The sequence below is a fragment of the Granulibacter bethesdensis genome, assembly GCF_001889545.1.
GTDB classification, from domain to species: Bacteria; Pseudomonadota; Alphaproteobacteria; order Acetobacterales; family Acetobacteraceae; genus Granulibacter; species Granulibacter bethesdensis_B.
In genome coordinates this window covers 1018814-1037253 of sequence record NZ_CP018194.1, presented here as the reverse complement: position 1 = coordinate 1037253, position 18440 = coordinate 1018814, and the positions used below count along the sequence as shown (strand labels likewise).

The window sequence follows — 18440 nt, the reverse complement described above, 5'->3', positions numbered from 1 at the left end:
CTGTTCTGATCCTGACCACGCTGGCCGCTTGCAGTTCCAGCAGTGGCGGGGGATCCTCGCCCCGCAATGAACGCGTCATCATTATTCCGGCGGGGCAGAGCGCCGTGTGCTCCGATGGTCGTCTGCCGCCCTGCTGATAATCACTGCCGGGGGCTGATCGGATGGGCACTGGATCGCCGCATGATTCAGCCGTCTGATCAGTTGCCCGCTCAACACGACACCGGCCGGTTCCAACGGCACCCCTGCGCTGTGCAGCAGATCCGCTGACCAGCGATTGCATGTATGGAGCATCGAATACCGGTCACGTGCCACATAAAATGCACCACGTTTCCCCTCCTCGAAACCGACCAGCCTCGGCTGCCCTTGCGGGTCGTCAGCCAGATCATCCGCCACCCATGAGACCGCAGCTTCTATATCCTGACGTGGCAGCCTTAACCGGCTGACATGCTCCTGGCCGTAAGCAAACTCCGGCGAGACGGTCAGACCGACCACCTCGATCACCGCCGGTCCCGGCACTGGTCCCATGATATATTCGGATATGGTTTGCGGCCGGGCCGTCATGAAAGTTCGCTTGCCATATCCAAACACCACTGCCCTTGCATGTGGGAAGATGGTTTTGAAAATGGCAAGGCCACCAGTCAGGTCAACAGCATCGAAACCGATCGCAGTGTGCCAGCCACTGTCGATAACATAGAGAAAACCGGCATCTACCGTCATACGACATGTCAGGTCGCGCTCGGGAGTCAGCCGGGAACGACAGGCGACCAGCAGCGGAACACACAACAGAGCGATATAAAGAGGCCGATACCGCCGATCCCTTAATCGCACTCGCAACCTGGCGTCGGGCCATTGGCACTGCGCACGATGTGATGATCGATCCACTCCGCCACCAGGCGCCGCGCTTCACTGAGCGGAGCCTCCGGATGATGAATGCGATAGAGCGTTGTGCAGGCTTGAAATGCTACCATGTCAGCACTGCCGCATGCACGCAGTTCACGATAGGCGGTAATGACCGCGCGTTCACACCGGCGTGTGATGTTGCTGACGTCGTTGCTCAAGGCCACATTTCCCGAAGTCGTTGCGATTCATTCGCAATGACTTTCATTCTATCCTGCTCCCCTCCCCGGCGCAAGCAAACAGCACAGGTTTTTCCCGTGTTCTCCTCAATTCGTCATGCTGTTCCGACCAGACATGGCGGTATGAGCATGGACGGAGCAATCATCAGACGCTAACAGCATGCAGGATCACATGATAACGGCAAGGACGAGAACACATGACCGCGTCGCATCTGACCAGTGAATGGGATCGTGACGCTGCCCTGACCACTGCGCGTCTGCTGCTGGAGATCAAGGCCGTCAATTTCCGCCCGGATGAACCTTATACGCTGACATCCGGCTGGAAATCCCCCGTCTATATCGACTGTCGCCGGATCATCTATTTCCCCCGGGCCCGGCAGAAAATCACCCAGCTGGCCATTGAAAAGCTCAGCCGCCATATCGGCTATGAGACCATTCAGGCTGTTGCGGGTGGCGAGACAGCCGGTATTCCCTTTGCCGCCTGGATTGCGGATGGCATGAACCTGCCGATGGCCTATGTCCGCAAGAAGCCGAAAGGCTTCGGCCGTAACGCTCTGATCGAGGGCGATACTCCGGAAGGGCTGAACACTCTGCTGGTCGAGGATCTGACCACCGATGGCGGTTCCAAGATCCAGTTCGCCCGCGCGCTGCGCGATGCCGGGGCACTGTGCAACCATGCCTTCGTGGTGTTTTTCTACGGTGTCTTCCCAGGCAGCTTTGAAACCCTGTCGGCCATGGATCTGACGCTGCATCACCTCTGCACCTGGTGGGATGTGCTGGAAGCCTGCAAGGACAAAAGCTATTTCAACAGTGATGTACTGGCCGGCGTGCGGCGCTTTCTCGACGATCCGATGGGCTGGTCCGCCGCCCATGGCGGTGTTGCCAGCGCCGAGGAAGCTGCTGCACGCAAAGCTGCCTCCGCCCAAAAGGGTTAAAATTCTGAAGGCCTGAATCACGAAACGGCATCAGGCATGGCCGGTTATGCAACCTGCCTGATGCCGCAAACGTCTTCCCGATCACGGCATCGTGGCAGGACAGAACCGTATCGAGACACCACCCTGCCCTTGCAAAAGGGGATCAGTATGCGACTCGATGATCAGCGTGAAAGTAACAATATTCAGGATGATCGGGGTACTGGCGGCCCCTCTATTCCGGGCGGGATCAAAATTGGTGGTCTCGGCACAATCGCCATTGTGCTGGTCGGGCTTTATTTCGGCATTGACCCGCGCCTCCTGCTCAGCCTGACCGGAAATGGCGGCCCGGTTTCATCCCCTGCCCCCTCCTCCCTTTCCCCACCCCGGCAAACACAGGGCGATCCATCCGGATCGGATCCACAGCGTCGGTTCGTCAGTCGTATACTGGCCTCGACAGAAGACGTGTGGAGCAGCATTTTCAAAGCGCACGGAAAAATCTATCAGCCGCCGATTCTGGTGCTGTTTGACGGCGCAACACGCTCGGCCTGCGGCACGGCACAGTCGGCGATGGGACCATTTTATTGCCCGGTAGACCAAAAAGTTTACCTCGACACATCCTTCTTTCGTGAATTGCAGGAACGGCTGGGAGCAGGGGGAGATTTCGCCCGTGCCTACGTCATTGCACACGAGGTCGGACATCATGTGCAAAACCAGCTGGGCATTCTGGGAAAAATCACCCGCAGACGAGAGGAAGCCGATCAGGGCACGGCCAATGCATTGTCCGTGCGGCTGGAATTACAGGCTGACTGCTTCGCCGGGGTCTGGGCAAAGCAGGCCAACGATGCCCGGGCTATCCTGGAAAAAGGCGATATCGAACAGGGCCTGAACGCTGCTGACGCGATCGGCGATGACCGGCTGCAAAAGCGTGCACGCGGCTATGTCGTGCCGGATTCCTTCACGCATGGAAGCTCGGCCCAGCGCGTAGCCTGGTTCCGCAAAGGGCTACAAACCGGAGAGGTGGAAGCCTGCAACACTTTCACCAGCCCGGCGCTCTGACGCCGTCTGACAGTTTTACCGCGCACGCCAGACCGTATAATCCGCCACTGCACACAGGCTGCGACGAAGCGGAGTATCCGGAAAAATATCCAGTGCCCGCTTGGCTTTCTCCGCCATCAGACTGGCCCGTTCGAGGGTAAGGCCAATAGTGTCATGTCTGGCGATAAGGCGCAGAGCTTCCTCCAGATCATCCTCGGTCTGGTCGCTCTCGCCAATGGTGCGCTGCCAGAAGCGCTTTTCCTCCGCATCACCCGCATGGAAAGCCGCAAGCACGGGCAGCGTGATCTTGCCCTCACGAAAATCATCACCGACGGTCTTGCCCAGTTTACGCTGATCCGCCGCATAATCGAGCGCATCGTCAGTCAACTGGAACGCAATTCCCAGGCTCATACCGTAATCATACAGCGCCTGCTCCACTTCGGTCGGACGCCCGGCGACCACGGCACCAACCTGACAGGCCGCTGCGAACAGGGAAGCCGTCTTGCCCTCAATCACTTCCAGATAGCGTGATTCCGGCGTCTCCAGATCATTCTGCGTGGCGAGCTGGAGGACTTCGCCCTCCGCAATGGTTGCCGCAGCCTTGGAAAGGATCGCCAGAACCTGAAGCGATCCGTCCTCCACCATCAACTGAAACGCACGCGCGAAGAGGAAATCGCCGACCAGCACGGAAGCATTATTGCCGAAAACCGCATTGGCACTGGCCATACCGCGCCGCATGCGGCTTTCATCGACAACATCATCATGCAGCAGCGTCGCGGTATGGATGAACTCCACGCAGGCTGCCAGATGGACATGCCGCGGCACCCCACCCGCCAAGGCGGGATCAAATCCACAGAGCCTGGCACTGGCCAGCGTCAACAGGGGCCGAAGACGTTTCCCCCCCGCTGCTACGATATGGGCCGCCAGTTGCGGGATCAGCGGCACCTGACTGTCCATACGATCAATAATAGCCTGATTGCACAGGGTCAGGTCGTCCTGCACCAGTGCGATCAGGCCTGACAGGGCATCTTCTACCCCTTCTGCATCACGCGGCGGCAGGATCATATCTGTATCCGGTGAACTGGCGACGACGCCCAAAGCTGTCTCCTGGACTTGATAAAGCGGTAATCTGATCAGCAACAGCCTGATAACCCCAAAGATTACCTCAGCTTGGCATCTCCCCGGGATCGCTCACGCACTCTGCTGGATAGGATGTCATAAAAGCTTTTGCGCAGCCACGCACCCTATCGACAGGGATAAAACAGGGTCAAGGCATCATGATCGACCGATCCAGTCAGGAAACAAGCCTTGCCAAGCTACCCCACAGGCTCAAAAACCTCATCTTATGACCGAAAACAGCGATGTCACCGAAGGCAGTCTGCTCAACGGTGCGATTGCCTACCGCCAGTTGCGGACGGGTTTCCGCACCGGACTTGAACCGGTTCTGCTGGCAGCCACGATTCCCGCCCGGGCCGGAGAGCACGTTCTGGAAGCCGGCACTGGTCCGGGAGCCGGGCTTTTATGCCTTGCCCATCGTGTGCCTGGCATTCAGGGCACGGGAGTGGAGAAATCCAGCGAAATTGCGACGCTGGCCCGTCAGAATATCCGGATCAACCATCTGGAAGACCACCTGTCGATTATCGCGCAGGATATTCTGGCCTTTGCACCGGAGATACCAGGGGCCCCACCAAATTGTGATCACGTCTTTGCCAATCCGCCATGGCATGAGGAAGCATCTTCCCCTTCCCCCCTGCCGCTTCGCGATCAGGCCAAACGTCGCCACGCCGGGCTCGTCAGTCAGTGGGTGCAGGCGCTGGGTCGCATGGTCCGGCCACGCGGCTCGATCAGCCTGATCCTGCCTGCTTCACTCATCAGTGAGGCCATGAGCAGCCTGCGTGAGGCCAAGGCCGGAGAGATCACCCTCTATCCGCTATGGCCAAAAGCGGGACGGCGCGCCAAAATCATTATCATACGGGGCATCAAGGCTGCCCGTGGACCTGACAGGGTGGAACCCGGTCTGATCCTGCATCAGGAGGATGGCAGCTTTACCCCTCAGGCTCATGACATCCTGCGATTTGGAAAAGCGCTGGATTTTTAACAGCCACAACAGGAGGGATCGAGAAAAGCCACTCTCAGAACTGCTTCCCGCCCGGATGACGGAGATGCCAAAGCCGCTCATGGGCAGCAACAAGAGCCTCGATCGAGCGGCGGCGCGTTACATCCATTCTGGAGGCGCGGCGGCTCATCATCATCTCCAGCACCTTGAGAAGACGATCTGCCACATCCAGCTCATTCTGATCACAGGCCTGATGAAAAGCTGACAGGATCTTGTCGGCAAGCCGCCGACTGAAACGCGGCCCACCCGGCACCTCGATCTGCGGAGAAGAAGACAGGAACTCGCTCATGGATGAGGAGCTTCTGACAGAAGGGGACGCAATGCGGCAGCCAAATCATTCGGGCTCATTCCTCCAGGGAACAACCGATCAAACGATCCATCGGGACGCATTAGATAAAGATAGGAAGAATGATCCATGCTGTAGTCTTTTCCCTCACCTTTCCTAGCATAATATACATGATATTTTCTCGCAAAAGTTGAAATTTGCGCTTCTGTTCCGGTCAGGCCGGTAATGGCAGGGTCAAAATGCGCCAGATAGGCCGCAAGTTCTGCCGGTCTGTCCCGGGCAGGGTCAATCGTAACGAAAACCGGTGCCAACCGACCTGAAAGCGCTCCCAGAGCCTTGATAGTTGCAGACATGGTCTGCAGCTCGGTAGGGCATATATCCGGGCAAAAGGTATAACCGAAATAGACCAGCATCCAGCGACCCCTGAGAGTCTGGTCTGTCACTGTCCGGCCATTCTGATCGGTCAATGAGAAAGAACCGCCGATACCTGCATGGCCATCAACCTCCTGACCGCGTGAGAAATTGGCCTCCTGACCGGTTCCGCTCCCTTCCCCGAACAGGCCGGCATGCCATGCTCCGATCACCGCCACGGCCGCAATCACCAGAATAAGTGCACCACGGCGGAAAAAGCGGCTGGCATACAGATTGGTCTTCATAAGGTGCTCTTCCAGAAAGAATGACAGCGATGTACTGATTTTCAGGACATTGTTGCGGCAAATAAATAAAGAGGGGCCTTAAACAAGGCCCCTCTTTATTTTATTTCGTTCATTAGATGCTATTGCGTTATAATATTCTGGTTTTGTTTGCAAAATGAGCCTTATGCAAAGGCCTCTTCCCACGTCCCGACGGTCGAGGCACGGCTGTATTCTGTGGCACGATTTTCGAAGAAATTCGCATGCTCTACCGCATTGAGCATATCGTCGATCCATGGCAACGGATTACGCTCGACATGGAACAGCGGCTCCAGCCCCAGCTGAACCAGCCTGCGATCAGCGATATACCGAATATAGGATTTCACCTGAGCAGCATCCAGCCCCTCGACCGAGCCGAGTTCGAAGGCCAGATCGATAAAGGCATCCTCATGCTCGACGATGGTGGCGCATATCTGACGGATCTCCTGCCGTAGATCCTCAGTCCAGATTTCCCTGTTTTCGTCGATAAAAACGTGAAACAGCTTGATGATCGACAGGCAGTGCAAGGTTTCATCACGCACCGACCAACTGACAATCTGACCCATGCCCTTCAGCTTGCCGAAGCGGGGGAAATTCAACAAAATTGCGAAAGAGGCAAAAAGCTGAAGCCCTTCCGTGAACGCCCCGAATGCCGCCAGCGTCTTCGCGATCTCACGCTTGCTGTCGACTGAGAAGCTATGCATGTAATCGTACTTGTCCTTCATCTCCTTGTATTTGAGGAAGGCTGAGTATTCGACTTCAGGCATGCCGATCGTGTCCAGCAGGTGGCTGTACGCGGCAATGTGAATTGTTTCGATATTCGAAAATGCCGAGAGCATCATCAGCACTTCAGTCGGTTTGAACACCTGACTGTAATGCTTCATATAACAGTTATTCACTTCGACATCGGACTGGGTGAAGAAGCGGAAAATCTGGGTGACCAGATGCTGCTCCACCTCATTCAGATTGCGGTGCCAGTCCTTCACGTCATCGGCCAGCGGCACTTCTTCCGGCAGCCAGTGCACCTGTTGCTGCACCAGCCAGGCCTCATACGCCCATGGGTAGCGGAACGGCTTGTAAACTGGATTTTCGGTCAGCAGATCAAAGTGGACAGGCACATCCTGTTCCGCCCGGGGCGCCGCCCCCTGAATAGTCTCATCCGTCATGCCGAAAGCCTTTTATTTTTCGCCGTCATGAAGCGATCACACCCTCATGCCATTTTTACTGGCAGGACAGGCATTCCTCATAATTCGTGGTGCTGGCCGCCACCGCCGGATTGTCCCTGGTCTGATGATCCAGACTGACCGCCTTTTCACTCACGGCATCAGCCCGCTGGATGGACAGGCTGCGGCAGTAATACAGGGATTTCAGACCACGCTTCCAGGCCAGCATATGCACCTGATGCAGATCCCGCTTATGCACATTGGCCGGCAGGAACAGGTTCACCGACTGGCTCTGGCAGATATAGGGCGTGCGGTCGGCTGCATGTTCAATGATCCAGCGCTGATCCAGTTCAAACGCGGTCTTGAACACGGCTTTTTCCGCATCGGTCAGGAAGTCCAGATGCTGCACGCTGCCCTTGTTGAGGGTAATGCTGCTCCAGACATCCTCGTTATCCTGTCCACGCTCGGCCAGCAGTTGCTGGAGATGGCGATTACGGACCGTGAAGCTGCCAGACAGGGTTTTCTGCAGAAACACATTGGCGGCAATCGGCTCGATCCCCGGGCTGGCATTGCCTGCGATGATGGAGATCGAGGCCGTGGGCGCAATCGCCATCTTGTTGGAGAAGCGCTCGTTCAACCCGTAATCCGCCGCATCCGGGCAAGCCCCACGCTCGGCAGCCAGCCTGCGGGAGGCTTTGTCCGCCTGCGCACGGATATGCTTGAACATGCGCAGGTTCCAAACCTTGGCGACCACGCTTTCAAACGGTACCCGCTCGGCCTGCAGGAAGGAGTGAAAACCCATGACGCCCAGCCCGACCGAGCGTTCACGCATAGCGGAATATCGCGCCCGCTCCATCGTATCCGGCGCACGGTCGATGAAGTCCTGCAATACATTGTCCAGAAAGAGCATCACGTCCTCGATAAAGGTCGGATGATCCTTCCAGGCATGCCAGGTTTCCAGATTCAGGCTGGAAAGGCAGCAGACCGCCGTGCGCTGCTTGCCATGCTGATCGATTCCGGTCGGCAGGGTAATCTCACTGCACAGATTGGAGGTCTTGACCTCCAGACCGGCCAGTTTCTGATGCTCCGGCAAAGCGCGGTTCACATGGTCGGAGAAGACAATATACGGCTCGCCCTGTTCCATGCGGGCGGTCAGGATACGAATCCAGAGCGCCCGGGCCGAGATCTTGCGGATGACGCTCTTGTCCTTGGGGGAGAGCAGCGCCCATTCCTCATCGTGATCAACCGCACGCATGAAGGCATCGGATAGCAGCACACCGTGGTGCAGGTTCAACGCCTTGCGGTTGGGATCACCACCGGTGGGGCGGCGCAATTCCACGAATTCCTCGATTTCCGGGTGCCAGACCGGCAGATACACCGCCGCCGAGCCGCGACGCAGAGACCCCTGGCTGATGGCCAGGGTCAGGCTGTCCATCACGCGAATAAACGGGATCACACCAGAGGTCTTGCCGTTCTGGCCGACTTTCTCACCAATCGAGCGCAGATTGCCCCAGTAGGAGCCGATGCCGCCGCCCTTGGAAGCCAGCCAGACATTCTCGTTCCAGAGGCCGACAATACCCTCAAGACTATCGGAGGCCTCGTTGAGGAAGCAGGAGATTGGCAGGCCGCGCTTGGTACCGCCATTGGACAGGACAGGCGTCGCAGGCATGAACCACAGGCGGCTCATATAATCGTAGATACGCTGCGCATGCTCCGCATTGTCACCGTAATAGCTGGACACACGGGCGAACAGATCCTGATACGATTCGCCGGGCAGCAGGTAACGGTCGTTCAGCGTTGCTTTGCCGAAATCGGTCAGCAGAGCATCACGGCTGTCATCCTTGATGATCTGGCCACGGTCTTTCATCTGAACACCGGCATCGATCAGGGCAGGTGCGGGCGCGTCCGTGCTGACCGGGAGAAGGCCGCCGGAAAGACTGCCATCAGCTGCCATAGCCAGCATCGTCGTGGCATGCCTGAATGGTGCCATGCGGCAACTCCCTGAGCTCATTCAATCGCGGATAACGGATCATGGCGTGGCATGTCTCAAGCCCGCGCCGGAACAGGTATGGATGCTCTACATTTGATCCCTTGCCGTCAACTCATTTTCCCGGCCTACCCCCACATATATTGGCAAGCGAGACCTCCAACACACCATATAGAGTGTTATATCAGCCCTTAATCTCCTCTTGTTTCAACGATTCGCGGCACAAATTCCCGTCCTGTCACAAGCAGGGACAGACACCTGAATGACACGGTTGCGCAAAAACATCCTCCCTCGAAACTCCACCTGAAGTCATGGAGAAACAGGGGGCAGAGTCGGTGCGATTCTGTTGATTGGGAGAGAGTGAGCCGCTCAGCTTGCTGTAGCGGATGCAGCGCGCCGGGCCCGCATGCTCCGGACCACCTCCGGCTCCGGCCCTCCCGCACGCCAGTCGAGCAGTTCCACCGTATGCAGGACCGGCAGGGAGTCACCACCGATCTGCTTGATGCAGCCGATATTGCCTGCCGCGACCAGATCCGGCTGAAGCGCCCGTAGATTGTCGCGCTTGCGGTCCCGCAGCCGGGTCGCGATCTCGGGCTGCATGATATTATATGTTCCGGCTGATCCGCAGCAGAGATGAGGCTCTGCCGGTTCCACCACCCGAAACCCGGCCTGACCCAGCAGGTTTTTAGGCTCGGCACGAATCTGCTGGCCATGCTGAAGACTGCATGCGGCATGATAGGCTACGGTCAGGGGTTCCTCCCCTTCCGGCAACGGAGCAGGAGTGTAACCGATACGGCCGAGATATTCAGAGATATCCAGCGCCAGAGACGCCACTTGCTCCGCCTGAGCCGCCTCCGCCTCATTCCGGAACATGAAGCCGTAATCCTTCACGGTGGTGCCGCAGCCGGATGTGTTCACGATGATTGCATCCAGCCCTTCTCCCTCAATTTCCCGGCTCCAGGCGAGGATGTTGGCCCGAGCCGCCGCCATGGCACGGTCATGCTGGCCCATATGCTGGGTCAACGCGCCGCAGCACCCCTGCTCCGCGGTCACGACCACCTCAACCCCCAACCGGTTCAACAGACGGATGGTCGCCTCATTGATGGAGGGAGATAACACCTGCTGCGCGCAGCCGGTCAGCAGGACAACGCGCCGCTTCACAGTCTGCGTTCCGGCCTGCCCTCGGTACAGACCCGGCGCAATGGCATGACCGGACGGGCGCACCTTCGGAGCCAGATACAGCAAGGCGCGCAGACGCTGACCCAGCACATGGCCTTTCGGCAGAAGGGCCGGAATCACGCCCGCCAACGGGCGGGTGATCCGTGCCATGGCCAGAGCGCCCCGCAGCAGAGAAACACTGGGCAGAACCCGTGCCAGCACCGCCCTCAGCAGCCGGTCATGCCATGGCCGGTGATAGGTTTTCTCCACATGGCTCCGCGCATGGTCGATCAGATGCATATAATTCACGCCAGAAGGACACGTGCTCATGCAGGAGAGGCAGGAAAGGCAACGATCGAGATGTTTCACCACCTCCTGCGTGGCTGCACGGCCATTTTCCAGCATGTCCTTGATCAGATAGATCCGCCCGCGCGGGCTATCCAGCTCGTCACCCAGCAGCACGAAGGTGGGACAGGTGGCGGTGCAGAAGCCACAATGCACGCAGGTGCGCAGAACCTGATTGGAGGCTGCCATATCAGGATCGCGCAGTTGCTCCGGCGTAAAACTGGTTTGCATGATTCTGCTTTTCTCCGCGCCTCACACTGCCGCCAGCCCGATGACCATCGAAGATGACGGCCCTTTCTTGCCGAGGATTCCCCCCTCCTGTCTATGACCTTGTTCCAGCCCCCGAAAGCCGGATTACAAAGCTGTCAGGCCGTCACTCTCCCTTGCGAAGGGCCGCACAATGGTTCAACCCTGTCCGCCATGACAGAGCGCCCGCACTCCCCCTCCACCAGAATCAAGGTCAGCCCCCAGGCCATTGATGCCGAGATAATACGACTGACCACAGAACGCGGTTCTACTTCCTCCATCTGTCCCACCGAAGTGGCACGGGCACTGGCCCCGACGGAGGAATGGCGACGCCTGCTAAGCCAGGTCCGACGGCAGGCAGCCAGACTGGCCAATGCCGGGCTGATCGACGTGTTGCGCAAGGGGAAACCTCTGCCACAACCGGTTACGCCCGATACCATGCGTGGGGTGCTGCGCCTGCGCGTCCGTCCGAATCTCCCGGCTGAACCGGACTCTTTGACGGATTATTCAACGCAGGATCAGGAACCGGCTCAGGATCACTGACCGCACCGAGGGTCAGAGCACCATGGTTACAATATTGATAACCATGGTCCAGTATCACGCCATTCCGGCAAGCCCATGATGAGATGCTCCCCCTTTCTAATACTCCATCTGCTTTCCGACCATCCGCTTTCAGGGCAGGTTTCAACGCATGCATGATTTCGGCAAAATTCTACGGGGCGCCTGGCGGCTGACCGTTCCCTATTTCCTGTCAGAGGAAAAATGGGTTGCGCTGGGCCTGTTGGCGACTGTGTTATCCCTCAATCTGGCCCAGAACGGGCTGGATCTGGTCATGAATTACTGGCATGGCGCTTTTTTTAACGCCCTGCAGGAAAAAGACGCCTCCGCCTTCGTGCAGCTTTTCCTGTTCTGGTACAAGGGACAGGCCGGTTTCATTACACTGGCGATCCCTTCGATCATCTTTGGCGTAGCTTCTATCTATCTCCAGCAGAGCCTGCAGATTCGCTGGCGGCGCTGGCTGACCAAGCGCATGATTGATGAGTGGATCGATGACCGGATCTATTACCGGCTGGGTCTTCTGCATCAGGAAAACGATACCGCGACCGACAACCCCGATCAGCGTATCAGCGACGATATCCGCGACTTTACCTCCGACACATTGTCGATCGGCTTCAGCTTCATCTCCAACGCGGTCACGCTGGTCATGTTTCTGGGGGTGCTGTGGTCACTCTCCGGCGCAATGACGATCTTCGGCTTCCATATTCCGGGTTATATGCTGTGGGGAGCCCTTATCTACTCCATCGTCGGCACGGTGCTGACGCATCTGATCGGGCGGAAGCTGATCTATCTGCGCTTCGTGCAGCAACGTTACGAAGCCAATCTGCGTTTCGCACTGGTGCGTGTGCGGGAAAACAGCGAAGGCATCGCCCTGTATCACGGTGAGGCGGAAGAGCGGGCCACCGCGAAATCACGTTTCGGAGATATCGTCACCAACTGGTATGCGATGCTGCGGCGCTATCTGGGGCTGAATTCCTTTTCCAGCGGCTATGATCTGATCGCGTCGGTTTTTCCTTATGTCATGGCGGCCCCGCATTATTTCAGCGGCCAGATTACGCTTGGTGGGCTGCAGCGTACGTCGCAAGCTTTTTCGCGCGTGCAGGGGTCGCTCTCCTGGTTCGTCAGCAGCTATACAATGCTGGCAAGCTGGGCAGCGGTTGTCAGTCGTCTTGCCACTTTCCAGGACGCCCTCAATCAGGCACGCGCTGCGGAACGCAACCGTATGGCCACCTTGTCGGGCGCGTCAGATACCACAGTATCCAGCCCTGTTTCCGCCCATCCGAACGATGTCGTCGTCAAAGGACTGAACCTTTCCCTGCCAACTGGCGAGGTTCTGTTGCATCAGGATGAGCTTGTTCTGTCAGCGGGCCAGAATATCCGCATCAAAGGCCGGTCCGGTTCAGGGAAATCGACCCTGTTCCGTGCCCTGGCAGGCATCTGGCCGTTCGGCTCCGTGCAGTCCATCCATATTCCTGGACGCTTCCTGTTTTTGCCACAGCGCCCCTACCTGCCGCTTGGCTCCCTGCGCAGGGCAGTGACCTATCCACTCAACCCGTCTTCAGTGTCGGATGAGCAGATTGCCGATGCCATGCATGCCATGAGACTGGATCATCTGATTCCCCGTCTGGACCAGACCGATCAATGGTCGCATCGCCTGTCCGGCGGTGAGCAACAACGTATCGCTCTGGCCCGCGCCCTGCTGGTGCGACCGGACTGGCTGTTCATGGACGAAGCCACCGCCAATCTTGATTCCGAATCCGAACAGGAAGCCTATCAGGCGCTGCGGCAGAAACTGCCAGAGACCACTATCGTCTCCATTGCCCATGGTGAAGCGACCTCCGCTTACCACGACCGGACCGTGATTCTGTATCGACCGGAACCCGATCAGGCAGGGATGCTGCGCCCGGCCTGAAACAGCATCGCCTAGAGTCTCCCTGTCCATCATGACCAGCGGACAGGGAGGACCGGCTCTGCTATGATACCGGCATGAATGCCGAAATTCCCCGGCCCATCCGGCCTGTCCTGTCCGGAATCCCGGAAACGACGCTCTGGACCCTGCATGACCGTGCTGCCGAAGCAGCGCGGCCTGATGGCATTCTGCGTGATCCTCACGCAATCCGGATGCGCAATGCCCTGATGATCGACTGGATGGCCCGTTTCGGAGCGGCTGACGGATCTTTTGCCGGACGCAGTCGGGCGATCGACATTCTGCTGACCGACTGGCTGGGCAGGCATCCTGATGGCATGATCATCTCCATCGGAGAAGGGCTGGAAACCCAGTCACGCCGGGTCGACAACGGCACCTGCACCTGGCTTTCAATCGATCTGCCCGAGGTCATCACGCTGCGTCGACAGATGCTGCCGGATACAGAACGGTTCCGCAGCCTTGGCGTGGATGCTCTGGATACGGGCTGGCTGGAGGCCGTTGATCCTTCTCGCCCCTGCCTGTTCCTGATGCAGGGGCTGCTGATGTATTTCCCGCCGGATCGTGTCGCCCCCTTGCTGCGGCATATGACGAAGCGTTTTCCTGCCTCCATGTTGATATTCGATACTGTGCCGGTCTGGTTTGCCACGCTGACCGCCCATGGGCTTCATAAAACGCCCCTCTTCACCGTGCCGCGCATGCGCTGGGGTATTGATCGCGACCGGATTGGTCCTACGCTCGCCTGCTGGTCCCTGAGCAGACCGCTTCGCCTGCTTCCCTATGGCGCTGCCCGGGGACGGTCATGGATGGCATCGCTCGCACTCTCTCCTCAGAACAGACTGATCCCATCGCAGGGGCGCCGTTTTCCTCGGGATCGGCTGCCGGTGATTGTCACACTGCCGCCCGCCTGATCATTGCAACCTGCCGGATAATCCGGCCAGCCGATAAAGTGATCTGTACCTATGCTTTCTCATTCCCGCTTCATGGCCGTGCTGGCTGCCTCTCTCCTTCTGGCCGGATGCCAGCCTTCCTCGGACAAAACCGCTTCTGTGACGCCTGCCTACACGCTGGACCAGTTGACCGCCGATCTCGCAGCGGAACCCAGTGCCACAAAAGTGTTGCAGCGCTGGTGCATCGGACGCGGGCTGATGCCACTGGCCAGCCATGTGACGGCCCAGAAACAACCAGCCGGAAAAGTTCCGTCAGAAACGCTCGACTATCTGCATCCCTCAGCAGGATACGATATCGTCGTCCGCCATGTTCATCTGATGTGCGGGCCGCATGTGGTCTCGATTGCGACACTCGCCTACCTGCCGGAGAAACTGACGCCTGATATGAACCGGCAGTTGCTGCTGACCGATCAACCTTTTGGTAAAATCGTTTTGCCGCTGCACTTTGAACGCCGACGTCTGGCAGGTGACTCCAAAATTCCTCAATCAAAAATGGGTGAAACACCCATTGAGGCTGACAGCCCTCCCAAACAGGCCATTCTGATCAATCGCGCTCTGCTGACCACCCATGGCGGTCAACCCTTCGCCTATGTCGAGGAACAGTATCAGCGTGTCCTGCTGAATGACCCGCTTCAATCATTCAGCCACGGCACAGGTGACCGCACTCAAAATTGAAGGTGAAATCCCCGCATACTCTAGGCATAGTAATGCTTTGTACGGCCACGCAACAGGGATGGAGATTCCCATGTTTTCTCGTTACCGTGCCGTTCCGTGCTTTTTCACTGTGTGCGCCACTGCACTGCTTTGCCTGACTGCCCCATGCCCGGCCCATGCCACACCGGATACGTGCAGGCAGACCATCAAGGATATCGATATCGGCGATTCCAGACAGGCGCTGAAAAACGTCGACAATGCGCTGATGGAGGCTGACAACCGCGTTCTATGGGATGGGGGAGCGCCTTTTTATTCCAATCTCGACCATGTCTCGAAGCAGGTATTGCAGGACGAGGTGATTTCTCTTTGCCGCCGCTATCCTTATCTTACTCTGGAGAAAGCAGCTGATCGGGGAATCTCCCACAAGACACGCAGCAAGGGATATGGGCAGCCACCAGGCACACCGCTTTAAATTTTCTATTCCTGATTTCACCTTTTTAAAGAAAGCCGATCATGAAAAAGCATATGTTTTCTTCATTCCATTCTCTCCGTTTCGTATGGGCGGTCGGTCTGTTTTCCCTACCGGTTGCGGCCCTCCTCAACCCTGCTCAGGCAGCGGAGACCGATCAGTCATTCTGGCCGTCAGGAGCCAGACCATACATCATCAGCCCGGCCAATGGTGCAGTGGTCTCAAGCCCCTTTACAGTCGTCACCGGGCTGAAAGGACTTGGAATTGCACCAGCCGGTGACGATCAACCGCACACCGGCCATCATCATCTGCTGATCGACACACCTGCCCCCCAGGGTGCGGCATTGGAGGAATCCATCCCGAAAGATGCCCACCATGTTCACCTTGGCGGCGGACAGACGCAGGTCGATATCAAACTGCCGCCAGGTAAACATACGCTGCAACTGATTATGGGCGATGCCGGACATGTGCCGCACAGCCATCCCCTGCTGTCGGACCCCGTGACCATTACGGTCAAATAACCGATTACGGTCAAATAACCGGGACCCAGCTTCCTCGCTCAAACTCCGGCCAGGACAGCAAGAACGTGCCGTCCATAGCGGTCCAGCTTTGATGCCCCCACTCCCTTGATACGACCAAGCGTTTCAAGATCAGTGGGGGCAGAAGTGGCAATGTCGCGCAGCACGCTGTCGTGGAAAATCACATAAGGGGGCACACCCTGCTCCTTTGCCTCCTTCATGCGCCAGGCCCTCAGCGCATCGAACTCAGCACGGATCGCGTCCGGAATATTGTCAGAAACCGGATTGTTGGCTCTTCTCTCCTCACGCGTACGACGTGTCGGCAGGCGGGAAGCGGTCTCCTGTCGCAGAAAGACTTTCTCCGTACCGCGCAGGACAGTTCGGGCGCGATCCGGCACCAGCTGTAATCCACCATGGCCTTCCACATCCATATCCAGCATGCCTCTGGCAATCAGCTGCCGGATCACACTGCGCCAGAAGGTGGCGGGGCGATCCTGGCCGACACCGTAAGTCGGCAAACGGTCATGCTGATGGCGCTGGATTCCCTCCGTCAATTCCCCCCGCAACAAGGCAACAATATGCAAGGCGCCGAATGCCATGCCGGGACGCGTATCTCCGGGCCTTGGCTGGCTGGTACGATAAACCGCAGACAGAACTTTCTGCGCTTCCACCGTACCATCAAAAGTTTCCGGCGGTGCCGCGCATAAATCGCAATGACCACATGGCTGCTCCATAATCTCACCAAAACAGGAGAGCAGCGCCCGCGTTCTGCAATCGGCAGCTTCCGCCAGGCCAATCATCGCATCCAGACGTTGCCGCATCACCCGCTTTTGACTGTCAGGTGCCACCGAAACGGACAGGAAATGTCGGGCACGGGCAATATCCTCGCCCCCATACAGCAGAAGTGTCTCACTCTCCTCACCATCGCGACCTGCACGACCAATCTGCTGATAGTAGCTTTCCGGACTGTCCGGCATATCCAGATGCACCACAAACCGCACATCAGGACGATCAATGCCCATGCCGAAGGCGATGGTCGCCACCATCACCACCGGCTCCCCGCCCCGGAAACGGGCCAGGGCCGCCTGTTTTTCCGCTGGCGGCAATCCGGCGTGATAGGCGATCGCATCAATCCCTTTTTCGCGCAGACGCTGCGCAGCACGCTCGGTCTTGGCACGGCTCCCGCAATAAATGATTCCCGCCTGGTGACGATGCCTGGCCAGAAACCCCATCATCTGCGATGTTTCAGCGATCTTCTCGGCTGCCGCGATGCGCAGATTAGGGCGGTGGAACGACGCAGCATAAACGCGCGCATGCTCCATCCCGAGCGCACGCAGAATATCGTCACGCGTGCGGGCATCGGCCGTTGCCGTCAGAGCGATACGCGGAACACCGGGGAATCGCTCCGGCAGACGGGCCAGAGCGCGATATTCGGGGCGGAACTCATGCCCCCATTGAGAGACGCAATGGGCTTCATCAATCGCAATCAGGGCGATACGCGATTCCGGCAACCGATCCATCAAACCGTTCAGCAACCGTTCCGGCGAGACATACAGCAGATCAAGTCTGGCATCCATCGCCGCCCGGAACACGGCCCGGCCCTGATCGGCTTCCAGCTCTGAATGGAGGGCAGCAGCATTGATGCCCAGCTGACGCAAAGCCGCCACCTGATCGTCCATCAGCGCGATCAGCGGAGACACCACAATCGCCATACCATCCCGACAGAGCGCCGGAACCTGATAACACAGGCTCTTGCCGCCACCGGTCGGCATCAGAACCAAGGCATCGCCACCCTCAATCACATGAGCGATGGCGTCTTCCTGTAATCCTCGAAAAGCCGGATAGCCGAAAACCCGGCGCAAAACATCCAGCGCCGGGTTTTCCTGTGAGCGACCCGCAAAGGGGTGGAGCAGCCTGTCAAGCAAAGCCAATACCGAATATACCGGTCATCGGATTACTTGCTGCTGACATCTCCAATATCAATATCCACGCGACGCTCCGCCACGGCCAGATTGGATGCATCAACCGTGTGCACCGAGCGTTCGATCCTGCTTTTGGCAATCCCATCCGCCACCAGCTGATCCCGCACCGCGTTGGCGCGCAGCTTGGCCAGCGGTGTTTCCGTGACCATGGAAGCCTGATCAGAGGCTTTACCGCCATAACCGGACACGGTCACATTGAGCCCCGGATACTCCTTTGCCAGCTCCGCCGCATAGCTGACCACCTGAGTGGCCGCCGGATCGAGCACAGCAGAATCCTGCAGGAAGTAAACATTATAGGAACGCTGAAGCGCGGCTGGCTGAGAGCATGCAGCGGCGATCAGGGGCAAGCAAAGCAGGCTTAGGCGGCGCATGGCCGACTCCCTTGTTA

Annotated in this window: 19 protein-coding genes; 9 read left to right on the top strand and 10 right to left on the bottom strand. The window is 58.0% G+C overall.

From position 1 onward, the window contains the following. Positions 1-81: 81 nt before the first annotated feature. Positions 82-717, bottom strand: a complete 636-nt coding sequence (locus GbCGDNIH8_RS04595) for a DUF2459 domain-containing protein (protein WP_072572270.1) — start codon at positions 715-717, stop codon at positions 82-84. A gap of 101 nt (positions 718-818) precedes the next feature. Then, entirely contained in the window at positions 819-1058 is a 240-nt protein-coding gene (locus tag GbCGDNIH8_RS04590; RefSeq protein WP_072572269.1) for a hypothetical protein, read from the bottom strand. A gap of 215 nt (positions 1059-1273) precedes the next feature. Between GbCGDNIH8_RS04590 and GbCGDNIH8_RS04585 the strand changes: the two genes are divergently transcribed. Further along, positions 1274-2011 (top strand): orotate phosphoribosyltransferase, encoded by a 738-nt coding sequence (locus tag GbCGDNIH8_RS04585; protein ID WP_072572268.1) that lies wholly within the window; start codon positions 1274-1276, stop codon positions 2009-2011. A gap of 147 nt (positions 2012-2158) precedes the next feature. Beyond that, complete coding sequence (ypfJ, locus tag GbCGDNIH8_RS04580) at positions 2159-3046, top strand: KPN_02809 family neutral zinc metallopeptidase (RefSeq protein ID WP_072572267.1); 888 nt, start codon at positions 2159-2161, stop codon at positions 3044-3046. Positions 3047-3061: 15 nt separating this feature from the next. On the opposite strand, the gene GbCGDNIH8_RS04575 is transcribed toward ypfJ, so the two are convergent. Beyond that, on the bottom strand, positions 3062-4090 hold the full coding sequence (locus GbCGDNIH8_RS04575; RefSeq protein WP_072572266.1) for a polyprenyl synthetase family protein: 1029 nt from the start codon (positions 4088-4090) through the stop codon (positions 3062-3064). A 280-nt stretch (positions 4091-4370) separates the two neighbouring features. On the opposite strand from GbCGDNIH8_RS04575, the gene GbCGDNIH8_RS04570 reads away from it, so the two are divergent. Next, positions 4371-5123, top strand: a complete 753-nt coding sequence (locus tag GbCGDNIH8_RS04570) for a tRNA1(Val) (adenine(37)-N6)-methyltransferase (RefSeq protein WP_072572265.1) — start codon at positions 4371-4373, stop codon at positions 5121-5123. 34 nt (positions 5124-5157) lie between these two features. Here GbCGDNIH8_RS04570 and GbCGDNIH8_RS04565 read toward each other — a convergent pair whose 3' ends face one another. The 5 genes from GbCGDNIH8_RS04565 to glcF all read right to left on the bottom strand — a co-directional run bounded on the left by GbCGDNIH8_RS04565 (position 5158) and on the right by glcF (position 10982). Continuing rightward, positions 5158-5430: a hypothetical protein gene (locus GbCGDNIH8_RS04565; protein ID WP_072572264.1), complete on the bottom strand. Its 273-nt coding sequence runs from the start codon at positions 5428-5430 to the stop codon at positions 5158-5160. After that, positions 5427-6083 carry an SCO family protein gene (locus tag GbCGDNIH8_RS04560; RefSeq protein ID WP_081368837.1) on the bottom strand — a complete coding sequence of 219 codons (657 nt, stop codon included), beginning with the start codon at positions 6081-6083 and terminating at the stop codon, positions 5427-5429. The genes GbCGDNIH8_RS04565 and GbCGDNIH8_RS04560 overlap by 4 nt, the downstream gene beginning before the upstream one ends. Positions 6084-6244: 161 nt before the next feature. Then, positions 6245-7264, bottom strand: coding sequence for a ribonucleotide-diphosphate reductase subunit beta (locus GbCGDNIH8_RS04555; protein WP_072572263.1), 1020 nt, complete (start codon positions 7262-7264; stop codon positions 6245-6247). Positions 7265-7319: 55 nt separating this feature from the next. After that, complete coding sequence (locus GbCGDNIH8_RS04550; protein ID WP_072573636.1) at positions 7320-9215, bottom strand: ribonucleoside-diphosphate reductase subunit alpha; 1896 nt, start codon at positions 9213-9215, stop codon at positions 7320-7322. A gap of 402 nt (positions 9216-9617) precedes the next feature. Beyond that, complete coding sequence (gene glcF, locus GbCGDNIH8_RS04545) at positions 9618-10982, bottom strand: glycolate oxidase subunit GlcF (protein ID WP_072572262.1); 1365 nt, start codon at positions 10980-10982, stop codon at positions 9618-9620. 189 nt (positions 10983-11171) lie between these two features. Between glcF and GbCGDNIH8_RS04540 the strand changes: the two genes are divergently transcribed. From GbCGDNIH8_RS04540 to GbCGDNIH8_RS04515, 6 genes are all read left to right on the top strand, one after another. Beyond that, a complete protein-coding gene (locus GbCGDNIH8_RS04540; protein WP_072572261.1) occupies positions 11172-11540 on the top strand; it encodes a DUF3253 domain-containing protein in 369 nt (122 codons plus the stop codon). A gap of 148 nt (positions 11541-11688) precedes the next feature. After that, on the top strand, positions 11689-13467 hold the full coding sequence (locus GbCGDNIH8_RS04535; protein ID WP_072572260.1) for an ABC transporter ATP-binding protein/permease: 1779 nt from the start codon (positions 11689-11691) through the stop codon (positions 13465-13467). 74 nt (positions 13468-13541) lie between these two features. After that, positions 13542-14390 (top strand): class I SAM-dependent methyltransferase, encoded by an 849-nt coding sequence (locus GbCGDNIH8_RS04530; RefSeq protein WP_072572259.1) that lies wholly within the window; start codon positions 13542-13544, stop codon positions 14388-14390. A 51-nt stretch (positions 14391-14441) separates the two neighbouring features. Next, on the top strand, positions 14442-15104 hold the full coding sequence (locus GbCGDNIH8_RS04525) for a hypothetical protein (protein ID WP_072572258.1): 663 nt from the start codon (positions 14442-14444) through the stop codon (positions 15102-15104). A 70-nt stretch (positions 15105-15174) separates the two neighbouring features. Further along, a complete protein-coding gene (locus tag GbCGDNIH8_RS04520; RefSeq protein ID WP_157692545.1) occupies positions 15175-15555 on the top strand; it encodes a hypothetical protein in 381 nt (126 codons plus the stop codon). Positions 15556-15608: 53 nt separating this feature from the next. Beyond that, positions 15609-16073, top strand: a complete 465-nt coding sequence (locus GbCGDNIH8_RS04515) for a DUF4399 domain-containing protein (protein ID WP_072573635.1) — start codon at positions 15609-15611, stop codon at positions 16071-16073. Between the two features lie 38 nt (positions 16074-16111). On the opposite strand, the gene recQ is transcribed toward GbCGDNIH8_RS04515, so the two are convergent. After that, a complete protein-coding gene (recQ, locus tag GbCGDNIH8_RS04510) occupies positions 16112-18001 on the bottom strand; it encodes a DNA helicase RecQ (RefSeq protein WP_072572256.1) in 1890 nt (629 codons plus the stop codon). A 23-nt stretch (positions 18002-18024) separates the two neighbouring features. After that, positions 18025-18423 (bottom strand): OmpA family protein, encoded by a 399-nt coding sequence (locus GbCGDNIH8_RS04505; RefSeq protein WP_072572255.1) that lies wholly within the window; start codon positions 18421-18423, stop codon positions 18025-18027. Positions 18424-18440: the final 17 nt, after the last annotated feature.

Bases quoted from the DNA above. Each gene is read 5' to 3' on its own strand.
- GbCGDNIH8_RS04595 (WP_072572270.1), bottom strand. From the start codon at position 717: ATGACGGTAGATGCCGGTTTTCTCTATGTTATCGACAGTGGCTGGCAC.
- GbCGDNIH8_RS04585 (WP_072572268.1), top strand. From the start codon at position 1,274: ATGACCGCGTCGCATCTGACCAGTGAATGGGATCGTGACGCTGCCCTG.
- ypfJ (WP_072572267.1), top strand. From the start codon at position 2,159: ATGCGACTCGATGATCAGCGTGAAAGTAACAATATTCAGGATGATCGG.
- GbCGDNIH8_RS04575 (WP_072572266.1), bottom strand. From the start codon at position 4,090: ATGATCCTGCCGCCGCGTGATGCAGAAGGGGTAGAAGATGCCCTGTCA.
- GbCGDNIH8_RS04570 (WP_072572265.1), top strand. From the start codon at position 4,371: ATGACCGAAAACAGCGATGTCACCGAAGGCAGTCTGCTCAACGGTGCG.
- GbCGDNIH8_RS04565 (WP_072572264.1), bottom strand. From the start codon at position 5,430: ATGAGCGAGTTCCTGTCTTCTTCTCCGCAGATCGAGGTGCCGGGTGGG.
- GbCGDNIH8_RS04560 (WP_081368837.1), bottom strand. From the start codon at position 6,083: ATGAAGACCAATCTGTATGCCAGCCGCTTTTTCCGCCGTGGTGCACTT.
- GbCGDNIH8_RS04555 (WP_072572263.1), bottom strand. From the start codon at position 7,264: ATGACGGATGAGACTATTCAGGGGGCGGCGCCCCGGGCGGAACAGGAT.
- GbCGDNIH8_RS04550 (WP_072573636.1), bottom strand. From the start codon at position 9,215: ATGGCAGCTGATGGCAGTCTTTCCGGCGGCCTTCTCCCGGTCAGCACG.
- glcF (WP_072572262.1), bottom strand. From the start codon at position 10,982: ATGCAAACCAGTTTTACGCCGGAGCAACTGCGCGATCCTGATATGGCA.
- GbCGDNIH8_RS04540 (WP_072572261.1), top strand. From the start codon at position 11,172: ATGACAGAGCGCCCGCACTCCCCCTCCACCAGAATCAAGGTCAGCCCC.
- GbCGDNIH8_RS04535 (WP_072572260.1), top strand. From the start codon at position 11,689: ATGCATGATTTCGGCAAAATTCTACGGGGCGCCTGGCGGCTGACCGTT.
- GbCGDNIH8_RS04530 (WP_072572259.1), top strand. From the start codon at position 13,542: ATGAATGCCGAAATTCCCCGGCCCATCCGGCCTGTCCTGTCCGGAATC.
- GbCGDNIH8_RS04525 (WP_072572258.1), top strand. From the start codon at position 14,442: ATGCTTTCTCATTCCCGCTTCATGGCCGTGCTGGCTGCCTCTCTCCTT.
- GbCGDNIH8_RS04520 (WP_157692545.1), top strand. From the start codon at position 15,175: ATGTTTTCTCGTTACCGTGCCGTTCCGTGCTTTTTCACTGTGTGCGCC.
- GbCGDNIH8_RS04515 (WP_072573635.1), top strand. From the start codon at position 15,609: ATGTTTTCTTCATTCCATTCTCTCCGTTTCGTATGGGCGGTCGGTCTG.
- GbCGDNIH8_RS04505 (WP_072572255.1), bottom strand. From the start codon at position 18,423: ATGCGCCGCCTAAGCCTGCTTTGCTTGCCCCTGATCGCCGCTGCATGC.